The sequence below is a fragment of the Niabella sp. CPT15-335-S11 genome (genome assembly GCF_058792415.1).
In genome coordinates this window covers 148748-169362 of sequence record NZ_JBYTEI010000001.1, presented here as the reverse complement: position 1 = coordinate 169362, position 20615 = coordinate 148748, and the positions used below count along the sequence as shown (strand labels likewise).

At 46.3% G+C, this 20615-nt stretch carries 17 protein-coding genes; 7 read left to right on the top strand and 10 right to left on the bottom strand.

All coding sequences use genetic code 11. The features are described from left to right. The first annotated feature begins 20 nt into the window (after nucleotides 1-20). The 3 genes from mscL (at nucleotide 21) to AC3WS5_RS00700 (ending at nucleotide 1802) form a co-directional block, all read left to right on the top strand. A complete protein-coding gene (gene mscL / locus AC3WS5_RS00710) occupies nucleotides 21-443 on the top strand; it encodes a large conductance mechanosensitive channel protein MscL (RefSeq protein WP_492465266.1) in 423 nt (140 codons plus the stop codon). 125 nt (nucleotides 444-568) lie between these two features. Beyond that, the gene (locus AC3WS5_RS00705) at nucleotides 569-1381 is read left to right on the top strand and encodes a segregation and condensation protein A (RefSeq protein WP_492465265.1); all 813 of its coding nucleotides are present in this window, start codon (nucleotides 569-571) and stop codon (nucleotides 1379-1381) included. Between the two features lie 10 nt (nucleotides 1382-1391). Further along, nucleotides 1392-1802 (top strand): OsmC family protein, encoded by a 411-nt coding sequence (locus tag AC3WS5_RS00700; protein ID WP_492465264.1) that lies wholly within the window; start codon nucleotides 1392-1394, stop codon nucleotides 1800-1802. 131 nt (nucleotides 1803-1933) lie between these two features. Here AC3WS5_RS00700 and AC3WS5_RS00695 read toward each other — a convergent pair whose 3' ends face one another. Then, nucleotides 1934-3445: an OmpP1/FadL family transporter gene (locus AC3WS5_RS00695; RefSeq protein ID WP_492465263.1), complete on the bottom strand. Its 1512-nt coding sequence runs from the start codon at nucleotides 3443-3445 to the stop codon at nucleotides 1934-1936. A gap of 49 nt (nucleotides 3446-3494) precedes the next feature. Then, complete coding sequence (locus AC3WS5_RS00690; protein ID WP_492465262.1) at nucleotides 3495-4442, bottom strand: hypothetical protein; 948 nt, start codon at nucleotides 4440-4442, stop codon at nucleotides 3495-3497. Between the two features lie 203 nt (nucleotides 4443-4645). Here AC3WS5_RS00690 and proS point away from each other — a divergent pair, with 203 nt between their 5' ends. After that, a complete protein-coding gene (gene proS, locus AC3WS5_RS00685) occupies nucleotides 4646-6124 on the top strand; it encodes a proline--tRNA ligase (protein WP_492465261.1) in 1479 nt (492 codons plus the stop codon). Nucleotides 6125-6312: 188 nt separating this feature from the next. Here proS and rlmN read toward each other — a convergent pair whose 3' ends face one another. Continuing rightward, nucleotides 6313-7347 (bottom strand): dual-specificity RNA methyltransferase RlmN, encoded by a 1035-nt coding sequence (gene rlmN, locus AC3WS5_RS00680; RefSeq protein ID WP_492465260.1) that lies wholly within the window; start codon nucleotides 7345-7347, stop codon nucleotides 6313-6315. A 313-nt stretch (nucleotides 7348-7660) separates the two neighbouring features. On the opposite strand from rlmN, the gene AC3WS5_RS00675 reads away from it, so the two are divergent. Together AC3WS5_RS00675 and AC3WS5_RS00670 are read left to right on the top strand one after the other, a co-directional pair. After that, a complete protein-coding gene (locus tag AC3WS5_RS00675) occupies nucleotides 7661-8602 on the top strand; it encodes a lipid A-modifier LpxR family protein (protein WP_492465259.1) in 942 nt (313 codons plus the stop codon). 1050 nt (nucleotides 8603-9652) lie between these two features. Beyond that, a complete protein-coding gene (locus AC3WS5_RS00670; RefSeq protein WP_492465258.1) occupies nucleotides 9653-11227 on the top strand; it encodes a hypothetical protein in 1575 nt (524 codons plus the stop codon). Between the two features lie 53 nt (nucleotides 11228-11280). Here the strand turns inward: AC3WS5_RS00670 and rpmH are convergent, their stop codons facing one another. After that, entirely contained in the window at nucleotides 11281-11436 is a 156-nt protein-coding gene (rpmH, locus tag AC3WS5_RS00665; RefSeq protein WP_492465257.1) for a 50S ribosomal protein L34, read from the bottom strand. Nucleotides 11437-11942: 506 nt separating this feature from the next. On the opposite strand from rpmH, the gene AC3WS5_RS00660 reads away from it, so the two are divergent. Next, nucleotides 11943-13058 (top strand): acyltransferase family protein, encoded by a 1116-nt coding sequence (locus AC3WS5_RS00660; protein WP_492465256.1) that lies wholly within the window; start codon nucleotides 11943-11945, stop codon nucleotides 13056-13058. Between the two features lie 30 nt (nucleotides 13059-13088). On the opposite strand, the gene murI is transcribed toward AC3WS5_RS00660, so the two are convergent. From murI to kbl, 6 genes are all read right to left on the bottom strand, one after another. Continuing rightward, the gene (murI, locus tag AC3WS5_RS00655) at nucleotides 13089-13916 is read right to left on the bottom strand and encodes a glutamate racemase (protein ID WP_492465255.1); all 828 of its coding nucleotides are present in this window, start codon (nucleotides 13914-13916) and stop codon (nucleotides 13089-13091) included. A 312-nt stretch (nucleotides 13917-14228) separates the two neighbouring features. After that, nucleotides 14229-14795, bottom strand: a complete 567-nt coding sequence (locus AC3WS5_RS00650) for an OmpH/Skp family outer membrane protein (protein ID WP_492465254.1) — start codon at nucleotides 14793-14795, stop codon at nucleotides 14229-14231. A gap of 56 nt (nucleotides 14796-14851) precedes the next feature. Beyond that, entirely contained in the window at nucleotides 14852-15361 is a 510-nt protein-coding gene (locus AC3WS5_RS00645; protein ID WP_492465253.1) for an OmpH/Skp family outer membrane protein, read from the bottom strand. A 159-nt stretch (nucleotides 15362-15520) separates the two neighbouring features. Continuing rightward, a complete protein-coding gene (locus AC3WS5_RS00640; protein WP_492465252.1) occupies nucleotides 15521-18259 on the bottom strand; it encodes a BamA/OMP85 family outer membrane protein in 2739 nt (912 codons plus the stop codon). Between the two features lie 185 nt (nucleotides 18260-18444). Then, nucleotides 18445-19218 carry an undecaprenyl pyrophosphate synthase gene (uppS, locus tag AC3WS5_RS00635; RefSeq protein ID WP_492465251.1) on the bottom strand — a complete coding sequence of 258 codons (774 nt, stop codon included), beginning with the start codon at nucleotides 19216-19218 and terminating at the stop codon, nucleotides 18445-18447. Between the two features lie 5 nt (nucleotides 19219-19223). Then, nucleotides 19224-20432 (bottom strand): glycine C-acetyltransferase, encoded by a 1209-nt coding sequence (kbl, locus tag AC3WS5_RS00630; RefSeq protein WP_492465250.1) that lies wholly within the window; start codon nucleotides 20430-20432, stop codon nucleotides 19224-19226. Nucleotides 20433-20615 lie beyond the last annotated feature (183 nt).

The window sequence follows — 20615 nt, the reverse complement described above, 5'->3', positions numbered from 1 at the left end:
ACAAACAAAAACTTAGTAACATGGGAATGGTAAAAGAATTCAAGGAGTTTGCCGTTAAAGGCAATGCTATTGACCTGGCCGTTGGTGTTATCATCGGTGCGGCTTTTGGAAAGATCGTCACCAGTGTTATTGATGACCTGATCATGCCCATTGTAGGTGCGATCATCGGCAAACCGGATTTCAGCAGCCTGTACCTGGTCCTGAAGGGCAGTGTTCCCCCGGGGACCAAACTGGAGGAGGCGAGAAAAATTGCCGATGTCACCATTTTCGCCTATGGAAATTTTATTACGGTGGCCATTAACTTTTTGCTCCTGGCCCTGGTTATTTTCTGGATGGTAAAGGGCATCAACAGAATGAAGAAATCGGAAGCGCCGGCACCGCCCCCCGAGCCAACAGTATCGGAAAAATTACTCACTGAGATCAGGGACGCACTACAGAAATAATACTTCTGGGGTGGGAAATCCTAATTTCATTACATTTGTAAAGTCCTGCTGCTAAAGTAGGGCTTTATTTTTTGAGACCTTAGATGTTAGACGTTAGATTTTAGATTTATTTAAACAAGCAACTTTTGGCAACGCCTACCTACCAGATCAGGTTATCACAGTTTGAGGGACCTTTTGATCTCCTGTTATTTTTTATTGAAAGGGATGAATTGGATATTTATAATATTCCTATAACTCAGATCACCAATGATTTTCTCGATTATATACATGGGCAGGAAACGCTGAACATTGAGCTTTCGAGCGAGTTTATACTTTTCGTGTCAACCCTGATGCGTATCAAAGCCAGGATGCTGATCCCCCGCAAAGAGTTGGATGCACAGGGCAATGAAATTGATCCGAGACTGGAGCTGGTTAACAAGATCCTTGAATATAAACAGTTCAAGGAGGCCTCGGCACAAATGGCGGAGCTGGAAGCGACCCGCATGCTGATGGTGAAGCGGGGTAATATACAACATGAACTGTCCAGGGTGGGGGAAGACGCCGGGGAAGGTACAGAAATTCAGGCTATATCCCTCTATAAGCTAATGCGTGCGTTTGAAAAAGCGCTGCAACGTTACAGCGACAAGATCAACAAGCCGGTGCATACGGTTGTCCGTTATAATTATACGATGGAGGCCAGCCGCAATTACTTGCTGGATCTTGCGGGGCAGGAAAAAAATGTTTCTTTTGAGAAACTCTTTGTGGTTGCCGAAAACAGGGTACACGCGATTTTTCTCTTTTTAGCGCTGTTGGAACTGGTACAGTTAAATTATTTGAAGATTATGATCGGGGAGGGGAAGAACAATTTTATACTTGAATGGGTGGAGCCGGAAGATCGTGATCCCGAAAGGGAATCTATCGAAGTGAACCGAGAAGATGATTTTATTAATAACCTTTAAATACTAGATTATGAAACGTTATGCAACCGCCAATTGGCAGGGCACCGGTAAGGATGGGAAAGGAACTAATTCAACTCAGTCTGGTGCATTGAAAGATGTCCAGTACTCTTACAAAAGCAGGTTCGAGGAAGGCGTGGGAACCAATCCTGAAGAACTGATAGCGGCCGCTCATGCCGGTTGTTTTACGATGAAATTGAGTTTTGTTTTAAATGAAGCCGGATTTGTCCCGGATAACATCGACACCAAATGCACCATCGACTTCCAAAATGGGGTCATTGTAGGAAGCCACCTGGAAACGACGGCTAAAGTTCCGGGGATTGATAATGCTAAATTCCAGGAATGTGTAAAGGAAGCTAAGGAAAACTGCCCAATAAGCCTGTTGTTGAAGACCAATATTACGGCGGAAGCTACCCTGGTTTAAGTGTACATTGAGTGCGGCGGGCCTACCCGCGGTGTTCCAAAATAAATGAGGCCCCCCGGTTCTGATCAGAACCGGGGGGCCTCAAAATTAGGTACAAGCCTGGATTATTTTAATCAGGCAATTCATATACGTCAGATCTTGAAACCTAAAGTCAGCAACACCCTTGAGTTACTGGGCTTGAGGGTCGCCGGCTGAAAAGAATTCCGGTTTTCGAGGCGGTAGGGAAAATTGACATCTGTCCCGAAAGTCTGTACAAATCCCAGGTCCACGAAGAAGCCCCTGTTACGGTATCCAACGCCTGCCGTTCCCTGGTAGAGTTCACTTTTTTCACCCGCAATATCTTTATATGGATTGCCATAATAAGCGCCCCCAATCCTGGCCATCACGGTATTGAACTTCAGCTCAGCGCCTACACGCGCGTTCAGGGCGCCCTGGTAAGCATTTTTTACCGAGGTATTAAGATTTCTGAAATAACTGGAGTAACTATTGTCAGACGAAGTGAACTTAGATGACATATAGTTGACATACTCCAGGTCCGCGGTGATGAATCCTTTCTGTCCCGAAACCTCCGCCATATTTCCCAGCATCCACGCGAAACTGCCGATGATCCGGTAAGGCGTTTGGAGATTGTAGTCCGATACGGAAACACCGTCATTCCGGTAAGACCCATCGTCCGAGGCTGCCGTTACTTCATTATTTGTACCTGAAAGGCCTTCGGTCTTAGCTCCGGCTCTGGCGGTGTAGTGATCCGTTAAAGAGTAGAAAGTTGGGGTGTGCGCTGCCAGACCAATCCTGAAATTTTGATTCGGTGTGATAACAATACCTGCTTTTACATTGATACCAGCTCCGCGGGTAGTCAGCTCGTCGTCAAAATAAGCATAATCGAAATGATTGCTCGCAGTGGATTTATCAGCCTCCGTGAAGGCCCTGGCCCTTTCATATCTTAACGTAGGTAAACCGATAGTAGCTCCCAGGAGTACATGGTCATTGATATTTGCTGCGCCGGCAATAGCGAATTCGGTGATACCGCCGGTGGTTTTGATACTTTGTTCCTGTAACAGTGATCCTCCGGATTTGATGATCTGCTGAGCCGGGGAATACAGGCCGCCGTTGGCACTATCGATCCAGTAAGTACGGTATGCCAGGTCTGAGCCGAACTGGTTGTAACCGAAGGCTTTCACATCGTTGATCCACATCTGGCCCATAGAACCGATCCTGTTCTCACCCCGATAGTAAATATCATTATTATAATCTGCTGTTCTGTTCACCGCGATACCGAAGGCAGAACTTTTTATTGCACCACCGCGATAGGAAGGCCTACCGAGCACGACGCCCGAGGTTCCTAAAAATACACTACCCTTGTTCGCTTTGTCCGTAGTACCGAAATACGTGCCTTTGGTGCTGTTCCCGTTGTAGCCCAGGCTAAGAACGGCATCCCCGGTACGGTAAAAACCGATGTTGGCCGGGTTGGAGAAAATGGTGGAAATTTCGCCGCCGATGGCGCCTGATGCGCCTCCCAGCGCTTGTGTCCGCGCGGTTCCGGAAGCTGTAGTTCGCGATACATTCAGGGCATCCTCCGGGGTTTGTCCGAAGGATAGGTAAAAGGCAGACAATCCAAGGGTGGCAATAATTAATTTTTTCATTTATTAAGGTTAATTGAGTAATTGATCATGTTTTGATTGACGGACCGGATCAGAACCTCCTTCCGGGCGCGCTGCCACCACCGCCGCCGCGGGATCCGCCGCCAGAACTACTGCCGCCACTTCCAACCGATGAACCGGAGGAAGAAGGATAGGAAGAGCCGATATTACTTGGCCGGCTATAAGATTCAGTAGGCCTTCTGTAATCATTATTGCTCACCCCAAAGCGTTCCCTAAGGCTAGCCCCTCTGCCGCTGGCGGAGGAATTGGAGGAATTGGTATTCACGCTGGACTGGTTACGTACCCCATAGGTACTCCGGTATCCGCCGTTATTGTCAATTCCGGTTGAATTTCGGCCCACGATATTCCTGTCGTAAGTCCTGAGATTAGTCGCGCGGGGGCCATAAACCGCCCTGGTCCCACCGGTCCAGTAACCCGGTCCATAAAGATAGGGGTCCCAATAGCCGTATCCACCCCAACCATAGTAACCTCCATACCAGGGGTTATACCAGGGGTTGTACCAAGGATCCCAGAATCCCCCAAACCGGCCACCCCAACCGAAATTCATACCCCAACTTCCATAAAATCCGCCCCATCCCCAGGAGCTCCAGTAAGGGTTATAATACATGTTCCAGTAGCTAACCGGTGACCATGGACTGTTCCAGTACCAGGGGTCATTCCAGTAGCCCCAGTTATTATAATAGCTGAAATTATATCTGTTGCCATAGTAGTACCAGTCATCCAGGTCACTCCACAGGTATCGATTCCGCACCTTCATCCGGAGATAACGGTCGTCATAGTCTTCATAATCCTGGTATTCTTCTCCATCATACTGGCGATACCTCCTGTCGTCCGTCTTTTTCGCCTTCACGTATTCTGATTCTGGTGACGCGGGGGAACTATAAACATCGTCTGGTGTCTGACCGGTTTTGTATGCGGTGGTGCATCCGCCAAAAACGATGACAAAGCCGAGCAGCAGCAATAAGGTTGAAGTTTTCATTTGTGGCCTAATTTATGTTTGTTCAAAATGTAACCAATATTTCCCGTCTTTACCCGTAAAAATCTATTTTTGCTTATTTCCGGCATAAAGTTACGTTAATATTGACGTGTTTTCTCCAAAAAGGATGCATAACATGGTGTTAATTAACATACTTTCCGGGGTGAACGCTATTAATCACAACATTAGGCGATTAACAAAGTTTTATGAGCAAAGAAATTACTCCAAGAGCACAGGATTATGCCCAGTGGTACAACGATTTGGTACTGAAGGGAGGGCTGGCAGATTATTCAGCCGTAAGAGGTTGCATGGTTATTAAACCCTACGGGTTCACCCTGTGGGAAAACATGCGCGACGCGCTAGACCGGATGTTTAAAGATACAGGGCATGTGAATGCTTATTTCCCCCTTTTCATACCCAAGAGTTTTCTAAGCAGAGAAGCAGCTCACGTGGAAGGTTTTGCCAAAGAATGTGCCGTGGTTACGCACTACAGGTTAATGAACGACCCGGATGGGGGTGGAGTGGTGGTGGACCCTGCTGCAAAGCTGGAAGAAGAACTTATCGTCAGGCCAACCAGCGAAACGATCATCTGGAACACTTATAAAGACTGGATTCAAAGCTACCGCGATCTGCCTTTGCTGGTCAACCAGTGGGCAAATGTGGTTCGCTGGGAAATGAGGACCCGGTTATTTCTGCGTACTGCAGAGTTTTTGTGGCAGGAAGGGCATACCGCGCATGCTACCGAGCAGGAAGCGGTGGAAGAAGCGCTTAGAATGCTGGATGTATATGCGAATTTTGTGGAAGAGTTCATGGCCGTTCCGGTTGTCAAAGGCGTTAAAACGGAAAGCGAGCGGTTTGCAGGAGCGGTAGAAACCTATTGTATTGAAACCCTCATGCAGGATGGAAAAGCCCTTCAGGCAGGGACATCCCATTTTCTGGGTCAGAATTTTGCAAAGGCCTTTGATGTGCAGTTTCTGAATCGTGACAATCAACTCGAATATGTGTGGGCGACAAGCTGGGGGGTAAGTACCCGGCTGGTAGGTGCGCTGGTGATGGCGCACAGTGATGATCAGGGGTTGATCCTGCCGCCCAAAATAGCGCCTTTACAGGCCGTGATTGTGCCGATCTACAAAGGTCAGGAACAAAAAGACCAGATAGATGCAAAGGCACTGGAAATCATGGAGCAACTAAAGAGGTTGGGTGTGCGAGTCAAATACGACGACAGTGATAATGCCCGCCCTGGATGGAAATTTGCTGAATACGAATTGAAGGGAGTGCCCGTGCGGCTGGCCCTTGGCGCCCGTGATCTGGCAAATAATGTGGTAGAGGTTGCGAGAAGAGATACAAAAGAAAAAGAGACCGTGAAACTGGATGGTATTGCACAGTATGTGGATGGGCTGCTGGGCGATATTCAGCACAATATGTTCCATAAGGCAAAACTGTACCGTGACGAACATATCACCCGGGCAGATACCTGGGATGAATTCATGGCGATACTGGATGAAAAAGGCGGTTTTGTTTTGGCTCACTGGGACGGAACCGCTGAAACGGAAGCCATCATAAAAGAAAAATCAAAGGCCACTATCCGGTGTGTTCCGCTGGATGACAGCCAGCGTGAAGATGGTGTCTGTATCCTGAGCGGCAAACCGTCCAAACAAAGAGTACTTTTCGCCCGGGCGTATTAGTATGGGGTTCGTGAAAGACGTTAGATACTACCCGCCCATACCGAACGGTACGTTCGGGCGGGGACGTTAGATATATATGCTCATAGAATATATGGTGGATTGTCAGTCCAAATTTCAACTCTGGCGCAGGGTGATGGCGAGCGTTCCCCGAAGAGGGGTGTGGTAATGCTTCCTTTAAATTTATTTTCCTACTTATTAGCCAGTTGTCCGCAGGCGGCGTCAATATCCTTGCCTCTGCTCCGGCGCAGGCGGGCGTTGACCCGGTTCTTTTCCAGGTACCGCATAAAGGCATTTACTTTTTCTTCAGGTGGTTTGGTGAAGCTCGCAAACTCAATCGGGTTGTATTCGATAATATTAATCAGGTCGGCCGGTACCTGGCGGTAGATCCTGATCAGTTCATCTGCGTCCTCCAGAGAATCATTAAAATTGTTGAACAGAATGTATTCGAAAGTGATCTCATTACGGGTTTGTTTGTAGAAATAATTGAGGGCATCCACCAACGATTTTATATTATTCGTATCATTGATGGGCATGATCTCATGGCGTTTCTTATCGTTTGCCGCATGCAGTGACAATGCCAGTTTAAACTTCACTTTATCATCACCGAGCTGTCTGATTTGCTTGGCCACACCGGCTGTGGAAACTGTGATGCGGCGCGGGCTCATGGCCAGGGCTTCGGGTGAGGTGATCTTTTCGATAGCCTTCAACACATTCCTGTAGTTAAGCAGGGGCTCGCCCATTCCCATGAAAACGATATTGGTAAGCCGCGTGCCATAGAGGTCCAGGGATTGCTTGTTGATCATTGCCACTTCATCAAAGATCTCATCGAAATGAAGGTTGCGTTTTCTTTCCAGGTATCCGGTTGCGCAAAATTTACAACTCAGGCTGCAGCCGATTTGAGAGCTTACGCAGGCGGTCTTGCGTTCTTCCGTGGGAATCAGCACACCTTCGGTCAGGAATCCTTCAGTCGTTTTGAAGCGGTACTTCAGGGTACCGTCCTCTGATCGCTGCAGAACGTCGGTCGCGAGTGTCGGCAGGGTGAAATCTGACCGGAGCCGCTCCCTGAGTTCCTTGCTGACATTGCTCATGGCGTCAAAATCCTGCACAGGGTTTACCCAGAGCCAGTCGTAAACCTGCCTGGCGCGGAATTTCTTTTCGCCGATCGATAAAAAATAGGATTCCAGTTCTGTGGCGTCCAGGTCGCGGATGTTTCGCTGATTCATCCTGCAAAGATACGACGGAATTAGCTCCTGTGCCAGGGAGACTAAGCTGTGAAGGGAAATCTATTCAATTACGAAATACGAATGATTTTTAAAGATGTGGATTTCGTCTAAAAATGACGCACTTGATGTAGTTAGGAACTCGTTTAGCTTACTTCTACTTAGGTTCCGGCTCGTAATTCGTAATCCCATAATTCGTAATTCATACTGTGTTTTTATTTAAATCCCCCTGGATTGTTCCAAATAATGACTCCCTGTCAATATATTTGTAGATTGGGTGATATTGCCCGTTTTCCTCAGATCTCCGATATCTCCAATGTCAAGCATTTTCCGATTGGTTTTTTATTTACTCCCGGTTATAATCGCCCTAAAAGTTGAAGCTCAGGACAAAAAATTTTTCCACCAGTTCGGCATCGTTACAGAAAATGATTCCTACAGTTCCATCAATAACGATGGATATTATACGAATGGCCTCAAACTAAATTTTCAATGGCGCCGCAAACAGGGTGATACGGCCCTGTCTCGGAAGCTACAGCAGGTTGAGATCGGGCAGTTTCTTTACAACGCGGAGGATGGACATTATAATTTCAGTAAAATTGACAGGCCGGTCACGGGTTATCTATATGGGACCTACCGTCAGCGCCACTTTAACCGGCGCGAAGACCTGCTTGGCTGGGACGTGTCGTTCGGATTGATCGGGAAACCGGCTTTTGGGGAGCAAGTACAGAATTTTATTCACCGTGAACTGGAACTTTACGAAACGCCGCAGTGGCCCTACCAACTGAAACCGGGATGGGGACTGACTGGATCAGCAATCTGGTCCCCCCGTTTGCTCGATCCTTCGCGCGTCCGGCACTTCGATATTAAGCCTGTAGCGGGGGCAGCCGTGGGTAATATGTTTACCCATGCCATGGTGGGGACGGCGCTGCTCCTGGGCAGATTCAATAATAACAGCTCTACCGCTTTCTGGGGGAACCATGCTGGTAGCCAGAAAAAGAATCGCGAGTTTTTTGTGTTTTTTTATCCTTCACTTTATTTACAGGCATATAATGCTACGGTGCAGGGTACCATGTTCAAGAAAGAACCGGAGGTCATTCAAGGCAGACTAAACCCTTTCTTCCTTCAGGGGAGGCTGGGCTTCCTCTATTCCGGCAATAAGTTCTATTTTGGTTACTCCCTGGTGGCGGAAAATAAACAGTCCCTCACGCAGCGGAAGGGACAACACTACGGAAGTATTCAATTGGGGTATATCTGGTAAACTGGCTTAGAAAGGTCCAAAAACAAAAAAGGTCCTTCCGTAGAAACGGACTGACCTCTAACGATTGCTTGCCATATGAAAAAATCTTTAAACGAACTCTTTTTTAAATGCTCTCAGCATTTGTTGTACAAATATACAGCCGTTAACTCGTTAAAAATCATAATATTTTGCTAATTATAGGATCACCAGTCGTAAATTGGACCACCCAATCTCCTGAAAATCCGTGTATTCGGTTAGTTTCTACACTGATTTCCACCCCTCGTTTTTGTCCTTGAAAACTCCGGAAATGTTGATCAGAGGATGTTTTTTCCCCATGAGGTATGTTTTTAATCACAAACTGTAAAAAAAAATAAAATAATTCGCGCTATATAATAAATTAACATTACTTTAGTCCGGCGTTTTTTTTTGAACGTCAGATTCAAGACCTCTTATGATTGCCTGAATAGTGTGAAACAATCATGGTTGGTCAATTGATGCCGATCAAATCGTGATAAGAACAGACCTCTAATTGATTGACTCTGACGATTGCTTAGCCGTGTGTGTGGTAGCAGTTTCAAGGAAATTTATAGAAGACTCTCCCTCCCGATGGGGGAGTTTTATTTTATGTCGCAAGAGGACCGCACCCGATTTTTAGAACAAAGCAAAAGTTCAAGGGTTCAGGGGCAACTAACATTTTAATGTGTATAAAAAACACAGGCACCAAAAGAGTTGAAACGTCCTGAAAACAAAAAAGGTCCTTCCGTAGAAACGGACTGACCTCTAACGATTGCTTGCCATATGAAAAAATCTTGATACGAACTTGTGCTGCCTACAGCTTTTATCTCACTTTTCTTTCTCTTCTCAACTACCGGGGTGGTATCCCCTGCAATTGTTTCACAAAGATAATAGTAATTGAAACCTGTTTCCAAATCAAGAATTTCCCAGATAGCGGATGCCAAAACTGTTATAAAAAATGCAAAATGGCCGGTAGACCTGACTTTCGCTTATTTCCCGCTATGATGTCCAAAGAATATTTTCGTTTATTTAATTAACCGTCTAATTTTGTAAAATATGTCTAACAGACCCAACGACATCCTGTACCAACTGATTCATTCGCTTGAGAAAGCTGAGAAAAGGCACTTTAAATTGTATATAAAACGCAGTTCCGGAAATGAGGACCTGAAGATAGTGAAGCTTTTTGATGCAATGGATAAGTTGATGCCATATGACGAAAAATTATTATTAAAAAAGCTCAAGGGCGTAACCAAACCCCAGCTTTCAAACCTGAAATCCCATCTGTATAAGGAACTGCTCGCAAGCCTTCGTCTGCTTAAAACGGGAGACAGCCTGGATCTGCAGTTGAATGAGATGTTTGATTCTGCCCACATATTATATAAAAAGGGTCTGTTTTTCCAAAGCCTGCGGATGATTGACCGGGCAAAAGAAATGGCCCGGCAGAACCAGAAGTTTTTCTTCCTGCCCCAGCTTCTCTCGTTGGAAAAACGAATAGAAGCGCTGCACGTTACAGATACTTTCAGCAGCCGGATAGAAGCGCTTAGTGAAGAGTCAAACCGGATTAATACTAAAGTCGATATGATCACCAGGCTATCCAACCTGGCGCTTCAGATGTATGGCTTCTTTATTACCAACGGTCATGCCCGCAATGAATGGGAAGAGGAAGATGTGAAGAAGTTTTTCCGTAAAAACCTGCCTTCGGGCTCAGGGAGCCAAAAGGGATTTTATGAGAGACTATATTATTACCAAGCCTGCACATGGTATGCTTTTATACGCCAGGATTTCCTGATGTACTACCATTATACACAGAAATGGGTAGACCTGTTTCACGAGATGCCTACTATGAAACGAGTGGAAACCGGCCACTTTATTAAAGGCTATCACAACCTGCTGAATGCCCATTATGACCTGCTCAACTTTAACCGCTTCAGGGAAGACCTGAAGGCTTTTGAAGAATTCAGCGAGACTAAAAGAGTCCTTCAAAACGAAAACTTCCGGGTTCAGTCATTCGTTTACCTGGCGGGCGCCAAAATGAATTATTATTCCATTACCGGTCGGTTTAAGGAAGGACTCCTGGAAGTTCCCGGTATTGAAAAGAAGCTGGAAGAGTATTCAGTCTTCCTGGTGAGCCATCGGGTCATGGTGATCAATTACAAGATCGCTTATTTGTATTTTGGATCAGGTGACTTTAGCACAAGTATCGATTATCTGCAGAAAATTATTAATGACGCATCGGGATTGCGAACGGATCTTCAGTCGTATGCCCGGCTGATGCATCTGCTGGCTCATTATGAAATGGGGAACCTGGATCTGATGGACTACCTCACCCGGTCTGTTTTCAGATATTTTTCGAAAATGAAAAATCTGACTGTTATAGAGCAGGAAATATTCCGGTTTTTGAGGAATTCATTCAAGTTTACGCGCCATCAGCTAAAACCTGAGTTTGAGAGTTTCCTTGAGAAAGTGAAGCATTTGGAGGGCAACCGATTCGAAACCCGCTCTTTTGCATACTTTGATATCATTTCGTGGCTGGAAAGCAAGGTGCAGGGCAAAACGATGAGTGAAGTGATTCATGCCAAATACCTCAAGAACAAGAGGAGTCATACCCTTGCGGAAACAGTAGAAAATTAAAATGTCCCGCGAAGCGGGACATTTCAGTAAACGAACTCTTAAATTCTTGAATTTTATTTCAGCCTGCTTTCGTCAGAAACAGTGAGTTTTTTCCGACCTTTCGCACGGCGTCTCGCCAGTACTTTCCGGCCATTTGCAGATTCCATACGACTGCGGAACCCGTGAACAGACTTACGGCGGCGGCGGTGGGGTTGAAATGTACGCTTCATAATAACTTATTTTTTCATGTTTTGACCAATATGCATGGGAGAACATGCTAATTTCAAATTGCTTTACAGCAGGAGGGTACCACTCCCCCGCCTCCGGCGCGGATGAAAGGATTGCAAAGGTAAGAGATTTGAGGAATAAATTCAAGGAGTTTTTTTGAAAGAATTCCATAAGTCGCCGTAAAAATCGAAAATTCTAAAAAAATGGATAGGACAAATCCAGCGCCATTTTTCAGCTCAGGCAATCCTTAAACGGGAGCTGGTAGCAATAGGGGTTGGCCAGGTCTGAAACGCCGGATCCTGAAGAAATTGAAAGCCCTTCCCCTAATTAATTTCAGGATCTGCAATTTGCATCACTTAAATTGTATCTTTACCATACTGCAATTGCGGTCCGGTTACCAGCAGCCCTCGGGATACGATTCGCTTGAAATAACGGTAAACGGTTGTAAGGGCAGTGAATAGCGATTTAACGGCAACAATCACGATAAAATAATATAAACTTTTTTTTAATGGGATCGATACCTGAATCTAATTATAAGAGGCTTATTTCCCTGGATGTCATGCGGGGCGCGATCATGATCCTGCTCGCAGCAGAAAGTGCGGGATTGTACCATGCAGCATCAAAGTTTGAGCAACAAGGATTGATAGGCATGCTGGTCGGGCAGTTCTTTCACCATCCGTGGCACGGTTTCCGGTTCTGGGATATGGTGCAACCGGCATTTATGTACATCGCCGGAGTAGCGTTGTATATATCTTATAACAGCAAGACACGAAAAGGTATTACCTGGAAACAAAACTATAAACATATTCTCGTCAGATGTTTTAAGTTATTTCTGCTTGGCGTTGCGCTGCATTGCGTCTTCAAGGGAAAACTGGTTTGGGAACTGTGGAATGTCCTGACTCAGCTCGCTGTGACCACCGTCATCGCTTACCTGATCATCCGGAGTTCTTACCTGACCCAACTTGCCTGGAGTTTCGGGCTTTTGCTGCTGGCCGAACTCCTGTACCGTTATACCCATATCCCGGGCTACGATCAGCCTTTTGTAAAAGATCAGAATTTCGGTTCCTGGTTTGATATGCTGATCATGGGCAAACTTAACCCCGGCGGAGGCTGGGTAGCCATCAACGTAATCGCCACTGCCGCGCATACCATTTGGGGATCGTTGACAGGCAAACTGATTAGCAGCAGTATGAAGGAAAAAAATAAAATGAAGATTATGATCATCGCAGGTTTATCCGCCGTTGCACTTGGGTTTTCGCTGGATGCACTGGGTGTCACACCCATCATTAAGCGGATCGCAACCTCCTCCTTCGTGCTTTATTCCGGCGGTTGGGTCATCCTTATCATGGCTTTTCTTTATTGGTTGATAGACCTAGAGAATAACAAACGCCTGGCCGGGATTTTTGTGATCGTGGGGATGAATTCAATTTTTATTTATTTGTTTTTCGAGACCGTGGGCAGCCAGTGGCTGAATAAAACTGTCGGCATTTTCACGGGAGGATTTGCGGGTCTGCTGGGAGCTGATAATCTGTGGCAGTCACTAGTGACCGCCTGTTGTTCATTATTGGTGTTATGGTATATATGTTATTGGTTATATAAAAGAAAAATATTCTTTAAGCTGTAGCCGGGCAGTGATCGATAATTCAGCCGGATATTAGAGATCGAGGTGTTTGCTCTTTACGGTATCCCCAAAGAAAAGAGCGCCGTGGTTATCAAAATCCTCCGTGGAGTCTGTTGTGTAAAATTGAACAGTGCCGCCCTTGCTGCATCTCTTTTCAATTTCAGGGTGGCGTTCCAGGTAGTCCTTCAGGCTTTCTGCCACCAGCTCTCCCTGTGCCAGGAGTCTGATTCCATCGGGGAGTTGTTCCTGTATCTGCTTTTGCATTAATGGATAGTGGGTACAGCCCAGTAATACCACATCAATTTCTTTTCCTTTGCTGAACAGTGCATCCAAATGTTTCTTGATGAAATAGGCAGCCCCCGGATTATCCATCTCATTGTTTTCAATCAGCGGAACCCAAATGGGACAAGCTTCCTGGTAAACCTGGATCTGCGGGAAAAATTTCTGAATCTCGATAGGATAGGATTGAGAAGCTACCGTGCCGGATGTGGCCAGTATGCCTACCGCGTTATTCTTTGAATAATTTCCGATAGCTTCCGTCGTTGGTCTGATCACGCCAAGCACCCTTCTGTCGGGCGCCAGCCGGGGGAGGTCGTTTTGCTGAATGCTGCGCAGGGCCTTGGCAGATGCCGTGTTGCAGGCCAGGATCACCAGTGAGCAACCCTGTTCAAAAAACCATTTCACGCACTGCAGGGTATAATGGTAAACGGTTTCAAAAGACCGGGTCCCATAGGGTGCTCTGGCATTATCTCCCAGGTACAGGTAATCATATTCCGGCAGCTTTGTTACGAATTCCTTGAGTACCGTCAACCCACCGTATCCCGAGTCAAATACACCTATTGGAGCAGCTCTTTGTATCATTCAGTATTATTTTTCAGCTATGAATGTACGGCTTACACGTCATAGATGACGCATTTAAAGCTCAAAGGCTACGTTTACTGCGCTCCTTCGGGGCTTCCAGGTCAAATATGGCCGGTAGTGAGCCACACAATTTTAAAAAGAAAAAAGATCCATCGGGGATCCAAAGAAGTTTTTGGAATTTCTGATGGCTTGATTTGCGGCTTGAGCGGCGTGATCTCAGTGATTCTAAGAAGTTTTGGAATTCCTGATAGCCCCATAAAAAGCAAAACCCCGGCGCTAACCGAGGTTTCACAAAAGAATTAAATTGATTATTTACTTTTTTGGTGCTGCTTTCGGAGCTGCAGGCGCTCCATGCGTTGGCTCGTGTTGCTGATTCTGGTTGATCTTGATACCGAGGCGCTGTGCTATCGGCAGCGACAGGTTATCGGCATCGGGTGCCACCACCGCCGCTTCCTGTGTTAGGACGTAACTATATCCTTTCTCTTTGGCGTAGGTGTTGATGGCCTTCATTACTTTGTCATAAAGTGGTCCGAAAAGCTCTCCCTGTTTGGCCTGACTGTATTGACCCGCAATTTGCTGCCAGTTAGCCAGAGTGTATTCCAGATCTTTCATGTCCTTTTCCAGTAATTGCTTTACAGAAGGCGCCGGGTTTTTCTTAAGGGCGCTGTCTTTTTCCTGGTATTCTTTCATCAGACGGGTATATTCACCACCAACAGAATCCACTTGCCACTTCTGGAGGGTTTCCTGGGTTTTTTGAGCTTCCGGGAGGTTATAAACCAGCGCATCTACGTTTACAAAACCAATTTTTTGTGCATTTGCAGCCAGGCTTCCGCCAATTACCGCACCCAGCACAAGGGTAAAAATTTTGATTTTTTTCATTCTTTCATTATTTTTTTAATAGTCAATGTTCGACGGGTGCCGGCATACGGATGGGTTTATCTCGATCTCAGCTCCCTCAAAAGTTCATCACTTTTATCCAATTTTGGGTCGGCAAATATAATGGTTTTCCCTTCACTTTTGTCCAGAACCAGGTCGTAACCATTAGCTGCGCTAAGTTTTTTAACAGCATTATTGATCCGTGTTTGTAAAGGTTCCATCAATTGCACTCTTTTTTTAAACAGATCGCCCTCAAAACCAAAGCGTTTCTTTTGCAGGTCCCTAAGTTCTTTTTCTTTCAGAAAGAGCTCGTCTTCCTTTTTCTTCCGGGTGGCCTCAGCCATCATACCGGATTGTGAGTCATAATCTGAATAAAGTTTGTCTAATGCTGCCTGTTTGGTGTCGATTTCTTTCTGCCAGCCCGCAGCGGTGTCGTCAACGGTTTTTTGAACCTGTTTGTATTCCGGCATCCTTTCGTAGATATATCGCGTATCGATTACGACGTATTTCTGGGAAAAGGCTGCGACAGTGAACAGGACGCAACCGGTTAAGATCAATATTTTTTTCATGTGTTTACTTTTTATGTTTTTAATGGTCACTCCCGAAGGGAGGCAGGCAGAGAATACGCCAAATGACCATCCGGGGTCTGTTTGCAACTTTTTGCTTTTGGCTATTTCATAAAAAATACGTATTTATCAATGACTAGATGATCCGGGCGACCAAAAGGTTTACTCGGGTTCAAATCCAAGCATAAATGTAAACCTGCCCGCATCTTTAAGCCCCTGCCCGGGCTTCAGCCTGTCCAGACCAATACCGTAATCGAATCCAAGCAACCCGAACATCGGCAGGTAGAACCTCATACCCAGACCTGCACTTCTTCTCAGCTTGAAAGGGTTGTACTCCTGGTAATTATGCCATCCGTTCGCAGCTTCAAAAAATGCCAGACCGAATATAGTGCTTCCCGGATTAACCACCAGCGGATATCTAAGCTCAGCCTGGTACTTATTGAAAATAGTAAATAAATTGGCGGTATTATAACCCGTGTTATTGTCCGGATTGATGGACGGGTCTGAGTTGTCATAGATCGGGTAACCACGGTGGGCAATGATGTCAAAACCTGTCAGGGCGTAAGTGTTCGTCATACCCGCGTCCCCCACCTGGAACCGCTCAAAGGGAGAGTACGAAAGAGAGGAGTTGTACCGGCCCATAAACCCGTATTTAGCGGCCAGTTTCATCACGAACTGACGGTTCTTATCGGTACCTTTTGGTCTGCCGAGGGGTACGTACCACTGGGCCCCAAACTTCCACTTGTGGTACTCAACATTCTTATACTGATTGGCCAGCAGGTTAGATTCACTCCCTGATTTCAGGAGGGAGTAGGGTGGGGTAAACTGCACGCTGGCTGAAATATCGCTACCGCTTCGGGGGAAGATCGGATCAAAAACTGACGAACGCTGCAGGCCGAGTTTCAGGCTCAGGTTATTTGACAGACCTGAATTAAACGGCAGACCATAACTCCGCTGCCCCATATTTTTTACATCATAACGGGTATAAGCCAGGGTAACACCAAAAGTGAAAAAGTCATCGGGCCATTTCAGTTGTTTGCCAAAGCCTACACTGAAGCCATTCACCTTGAGATAAGCCGAGTCAACCGTTTTGATCCTGTTGGCGTTGTAGTAATAATCCATAATCTTGGTGTTATTATAACCAAGGGTCAATGAATTCCGCTTCTTCCCTCCCAGCCAGGGTTCAGTAAAGGAGAAGTTATAGGAACGGTACATTTTTCCATTAGACTGCACCCTCAGGCTCAGTTTCTGGCCGTCGCCCACAGGAAGCGGATCCCAGGCAGATCTTCTCCAGATATTTTTGATAGAAAAGTTGTTGAATGTTACACCGAGGGTACCGGTCAGACCGATTCCTCCTCCCCATCCCGCGGAAAGCTCAAGCTGGTCCGAAGATTTCTCTTTCAGCTTCCAGTTGATATCAACGGTTCCGTCATTTTGATTGGGCACCGGTTGGGGATTGATGGATTCCTGCTCAAAATAGTTCAGCGCATTCAGCTCTCTTACAGACCTGATCAGGTCGCTACGGCTAAAAAGCTCGCCAGGCAGGGTACGCAGCTCGCGCCGGATCACGTGATCTTTCGTGCGGTCGTTACCCATGATGGTCACGTTTTTGATCCGCGCCTGCGGACCTTCCACAATCCTGATCTCATAATCGATGGTGTCGTTGTAAATTGCCGTTTCTACAGGGGTCACGTTGAAGAACAGGTAACCCAGGTCCTGGTAGGCTGTCGTCAGATCACCGCCATCCTGGCTGGGCTCCAGTCCCAGCTTCTTGTAAAGTACGCTGGCATCGTAAATATCGCCTTTTTGAATACTCAGCAGGTTATTCAGCAGGGTATCAGAAAATTTTGAATTCCCTTTCCACGTGATATTTCCAAAGTAATATTTGCTTCCTTCAGTTACTTTAATGTCCACATACATTTTTCCCTGGTGGATCACCTGGGTATCTTGCAGAATCTGGGCATCGCGATAACCTTTGGAATAGAAATATTTCACTACCTTATCCTTGTCCTCGAGGTATTTTTTCTGATTGAACTTAGAGGTTACGAAGAAATTCGGCCTGAAATAGGGGTTCAGCAGGTTCAGGGTCTTGCTACCGGTCAGAAATCCCGCATCATGCATATATTCCTGGAAGGTATAGCGCTTGATGGGGCCGTATGGGCTTTGGTAATCAGTTGGGTACAGGGATATTTTTGCCATTTCTTTGGTACCCTTCATTTTCTTTTTCAGCCTGGGGCTTTCCACATTCTGGTTACCAAAAAAGTTTACACCGTCAATTTTTACCTTTTTCCCTTTATGAACATGAATGATCAGGGAATTGGAATTGGGATAGAGGGGGTCCTTTTTTTCTTCGAGGTTCACCCGCACATCATAGAATCCTTTTTCAGTATAGAAATTCTTGACCACTTCCTGGGTGTTGCGCCTGATATTTTCGGAAAGGATGGATTGTTTGACCAGCCCGATCTTCTTGACCAGTTCTTCAGATTCTGATTTCCTGGCCCCTTCAAATTTAAAATCTCCAAGGCGGGGTCTTTCAGCAACCTGCAATTCCACACTGATCTTGTCGTCCACAACGCGGGTTACGTACACTTCCACGTCTGCAAATAACCTTTGCTTCCAAAGGTTGGCGATAGCCCTGGAAAAAATATCAGACCCAGGGTACACAAATTTTTGCCCTTTCTGAATGCCGGAAACGGATAAAACGATATTGGAATCAAGATAGGTAACGCCTTTTACTTTCACATCTGCAATCGTGTATTCCTTGGGTTGTTTGGAATTAAGCCATTGCATCAGATGTGGGTCCACTGAAGTGGTCGGGATCGTATCATTTTGTGCATAGACAGAATTTACAGTTACAAACAATATGATTATAGAGCAAACCCTGTGATAAAAAAATCGCATAAAATGATAAGTGATGTCGGTAATCAATTTTTATTTTAACACAGCAGGAAAGTTTTCACGAGTTCAAATAAATGGTTCCATCCTATTGCGGCGGCAAATTAACGGTAAAATTCGGAAACTTCCGGAAACTGAATGTTAAAAAGAACTTGTATATTTCATTGGGTTTTATGGGGAAAGGCTGTTTTTTAGTGATCCGGATGCAATTGACCTGATGTTTTACCGAACCTGCGTTCTCTGTTTTGATAATCCAGCAGAGCCTCATAAAGGTTTTTCTTCCTGAAATCAGGCCAGCGGACATTGGTAAAATACAGCTCGGCGTATGCGAGTTGGTAAAGCATGAAATTGCTGATCCGAGATTCCCCGCTGGTTCGGATCATCAGTTCCGGGTCGGGTATGTCGCCGGTGCACAGGTACCGACCGAAATTATCCTGATTGATATCTTCCGGGTTTACCCTGCCTGCCCTGGCATCGATAGCCAGCTTTCGTGCAGCCTCCAGAATTTCCCAGCGGCCGCTGTAACTGAGTGCCATCACCAGGTTCAGACCGGTGTTCCCGGCTGTAAGGCGGAAAGCGTCGTTCAGCTCTTCCTGGGCAGTCGGTGGCAGCATGTCCATGTCGCCAATCATATGCAGCCGGATATTGTTCTTATGAAGGGTTTCGGCCTCCTTGCGGATGGTGGAGACAAGAAGTTCCATCAGGCCGGTTACTTCATCCTTCGGGCGGTCCCAGTTTTCTGTACTGAAAGCGTAAAGGGTCAGGTATTGAATGCCAATCTCGGCACAGCCTTCCACTACATCGCGTACGCTTTCCACGCCCTGGTAGTGACCGTAAAGCCGGTCATGACCCTGTTCGACGGCCCACCTCCCGTTCCCATCCATAATGATGGCCACATGTTTTGGCAAACGGGATCTGTCTATTTGATCGGAAAACTCCTGCATCTCATTAATATCGTCAGACAAAAATATTAAATGCCGGTGAAATTGCGGGTTTTCAGCACACCAAGGGCAGCGCCAACTTTTTTGAAGGCGGCAATGGCCTTATCCAGGTGCGTCTGTTCATGCGCCGCGCTCAGTTGTACACGGATTCTTGCCTGTCCCTTTGGCACAACCGGGAAGAAGAACCCAGTTACATAAACACCCTCATCGAGGAGCTTGCTTGCAAAATCGGCTGCCAGTACTGCATCGTAGAGCATGATCGGAACAATGGGGTGATCGCCCGGGCGGATATCGAACCCTGCGGCAGTCATCTGTTCGCGGAAATATTTTGTGTTGTATTCGAGCTTATCCCTCAATGCTGTTGAAGAGGTGATCATATCCAGCACGGCGATGGAACCTCCTACAATCGATGGCGCCAGGGTATTGCTGAACAGGTATGGTCTTGATTTCTGGCGGAGCATGTCAATAATTTCCTTATTACCGGATGTAAATCCACCTGATGCACCTCCCAGCGCCTTACCCAGGGTGCCGGTGATGATATCAATCCGGCCCATCACACCGCGGTATTCGTGGGTTCCCCGCCCGGTTTTACCCAGGAATCCGGATGAATGGCATTCATCGATCATGGTGATGGCATCATATTTTTCGGCCAGCGCTACAATTTTATCAAGCTGTGCAATCGTTCCATCCATGCTGAAAGAGCCATCGGTCACGATGATCCGGTTGCGCGCTGATGCTGCATCCTGTAATTTCTGTTCAAGGTCTTCCATGTTATTGTGCTCGTACCGGAAGCGCTGGGCTTTACAGAGCCTGACACCATCGATGATGCTGGCATGATTCAGGGCATCGGAAATGATGGCATCCTGTTCGTTGAACAAAGGTTCAAATACACCACCGTTCGCATCAAAGGCCGCTGCATAAAGGATCGTATCTTCGGTGCCCAGGAATTCAGAAAGCTTTTTTTCCAGGGTTTTGTGGATGTCCTGCGTGCCGCAAATGAATCGTACGCTGCTCATGCCGTAGCCCCGGCTGTCAATGGTCTGGTGGGCTGCCTTGATTACATCGGGATGTGAAGAGAGTCCTAGGTAGTTATTGGCACAAAAATTCAGCACAATTTTCCCGTTAACCAGAATTTCGGCGCCCTGCGGACTTTCAATGATTCTTTCAGTTTTGTAGAGTCCCGAAGACTTGATTTCTTCAATTTCTCCGGCAATGCGTTTGGTAAATGATTTGTTCATATCAATGTATTTGTTTTTCCTTATGGGATGGTCTTAGTTTAGTTTGTTCACCGTAAAATCCACGCATAAATGTAACGACTCTGCCGAAACCCGGGGAAATATTCTTCACAAACCGGCATCATCGCTAAACACTTATCGCGGCGAGTGTTTAAAGGCGAGCAATTAAAATTATCCTATTCCTGG

Bases quoted from the DNA above. Each gene is read 5' to 3' on its own strand.
- mscL (WP_492465266.1), top strand. From the start codon at position 21: ATGGGAATGGTAAAAGAATTCAAGGAGTTTGCCGTTAAAGGCAATGCT.
- AC3WS5_RS00700 (WP_492465264.1), top strand. From the start codon at position 1,392: ATGAAACGTTATGCAACCGCCAATTGGCAGGGCACCGGTAAGGATGGG.
- AC3WS5_RS00695 (WP_492465263.1), bottom strand. From the start codon at position 3,445: ATGAAAAAATTAATTATTGCCACCCTTGGATTGTCTGCCTTTTACCTA.
- AC3WS5_RS00690 (WP_492465262.1), bottom strand. From the start codon at position 4,442: ATGAAAACTTCAACCTTATTGCTGCTGCTCGGCTTTGTCATCGTTTTT.
- proS (WP_492465261.1), top strand. From the start codon at position 4,646: ATGAGCAAAGAAATTACTCCAAGAGCACAGGATTATGCCCAGTGGTAC.
- rlmN (WP_492465260.1), bottom strand. From the start codon at position 7,347: ATGAATCAGCGAAACATCCGCGACCTGGACGCCACAGAACTGGAATCC.
- AC3WS5_RS00675 (WP_492465259.1), top strand. From the start codon at position 7,661: ATGTCAAGCATTTTCCGATTGGTTTTTTATTTACTCCCGGTTATAATC.
- AC3WS5_RS00670 (WP_492465258.1), top strand. From the start codon at position 9,653: ATGTCTAACAGACCCAACGACATCCTGTACCAACTGATTCATTCGCTT.
- rpmH (WP_492465257.1), bottom strand. From the start codon at position 11,436: ATGAAGCGTACATTTCAACCCCACCGCCGCCGCCGTAAGTCTGTTCAC.
- AC3WS5_RS00660 (WP_492465256.1), top strand. From the start codon at position 11,943: ATGGGATCGATACCTGAATCTAATTATAAGAGGCTTATTTCCCTGGAT.
- murI (WP_492465255.1), bottom strand. From the start codon at position 13,916: ATGATACAAAGAGCTGCTCCAATAGGTGTATTTGACTCGGGATACGGT.
- AC3WS5_RS00650 (WP_492465254.1), bottom strand. From the start codon at position 14,795: ATGAAAAAAATCAAAATTTTTACCCTTGTGCTGGGTGCGGTAATTGGC.
- AC3WS5_RS00645 (WP_492465253.1), bottom strand. From the start codon at position 15,361: ATGAAAAAAATATTGATCTTAACCGGTTGCGTCCTGTTCACTGTCGCA.
- AC3WS5_RS00640 (WP_492465252.1), bottom strand. From the start codon at position 18,259: ATGCGATTTTTTTATCACAGGGTTTGCTCTATAATCATATTGTTTGTA.
- kbl (WP_492465250.1), bottom strand. From the start codon at position 20,432: ATGAACAAATCATTTACCAAACGCATTGCCGGAGAAATTGAAGAAATC.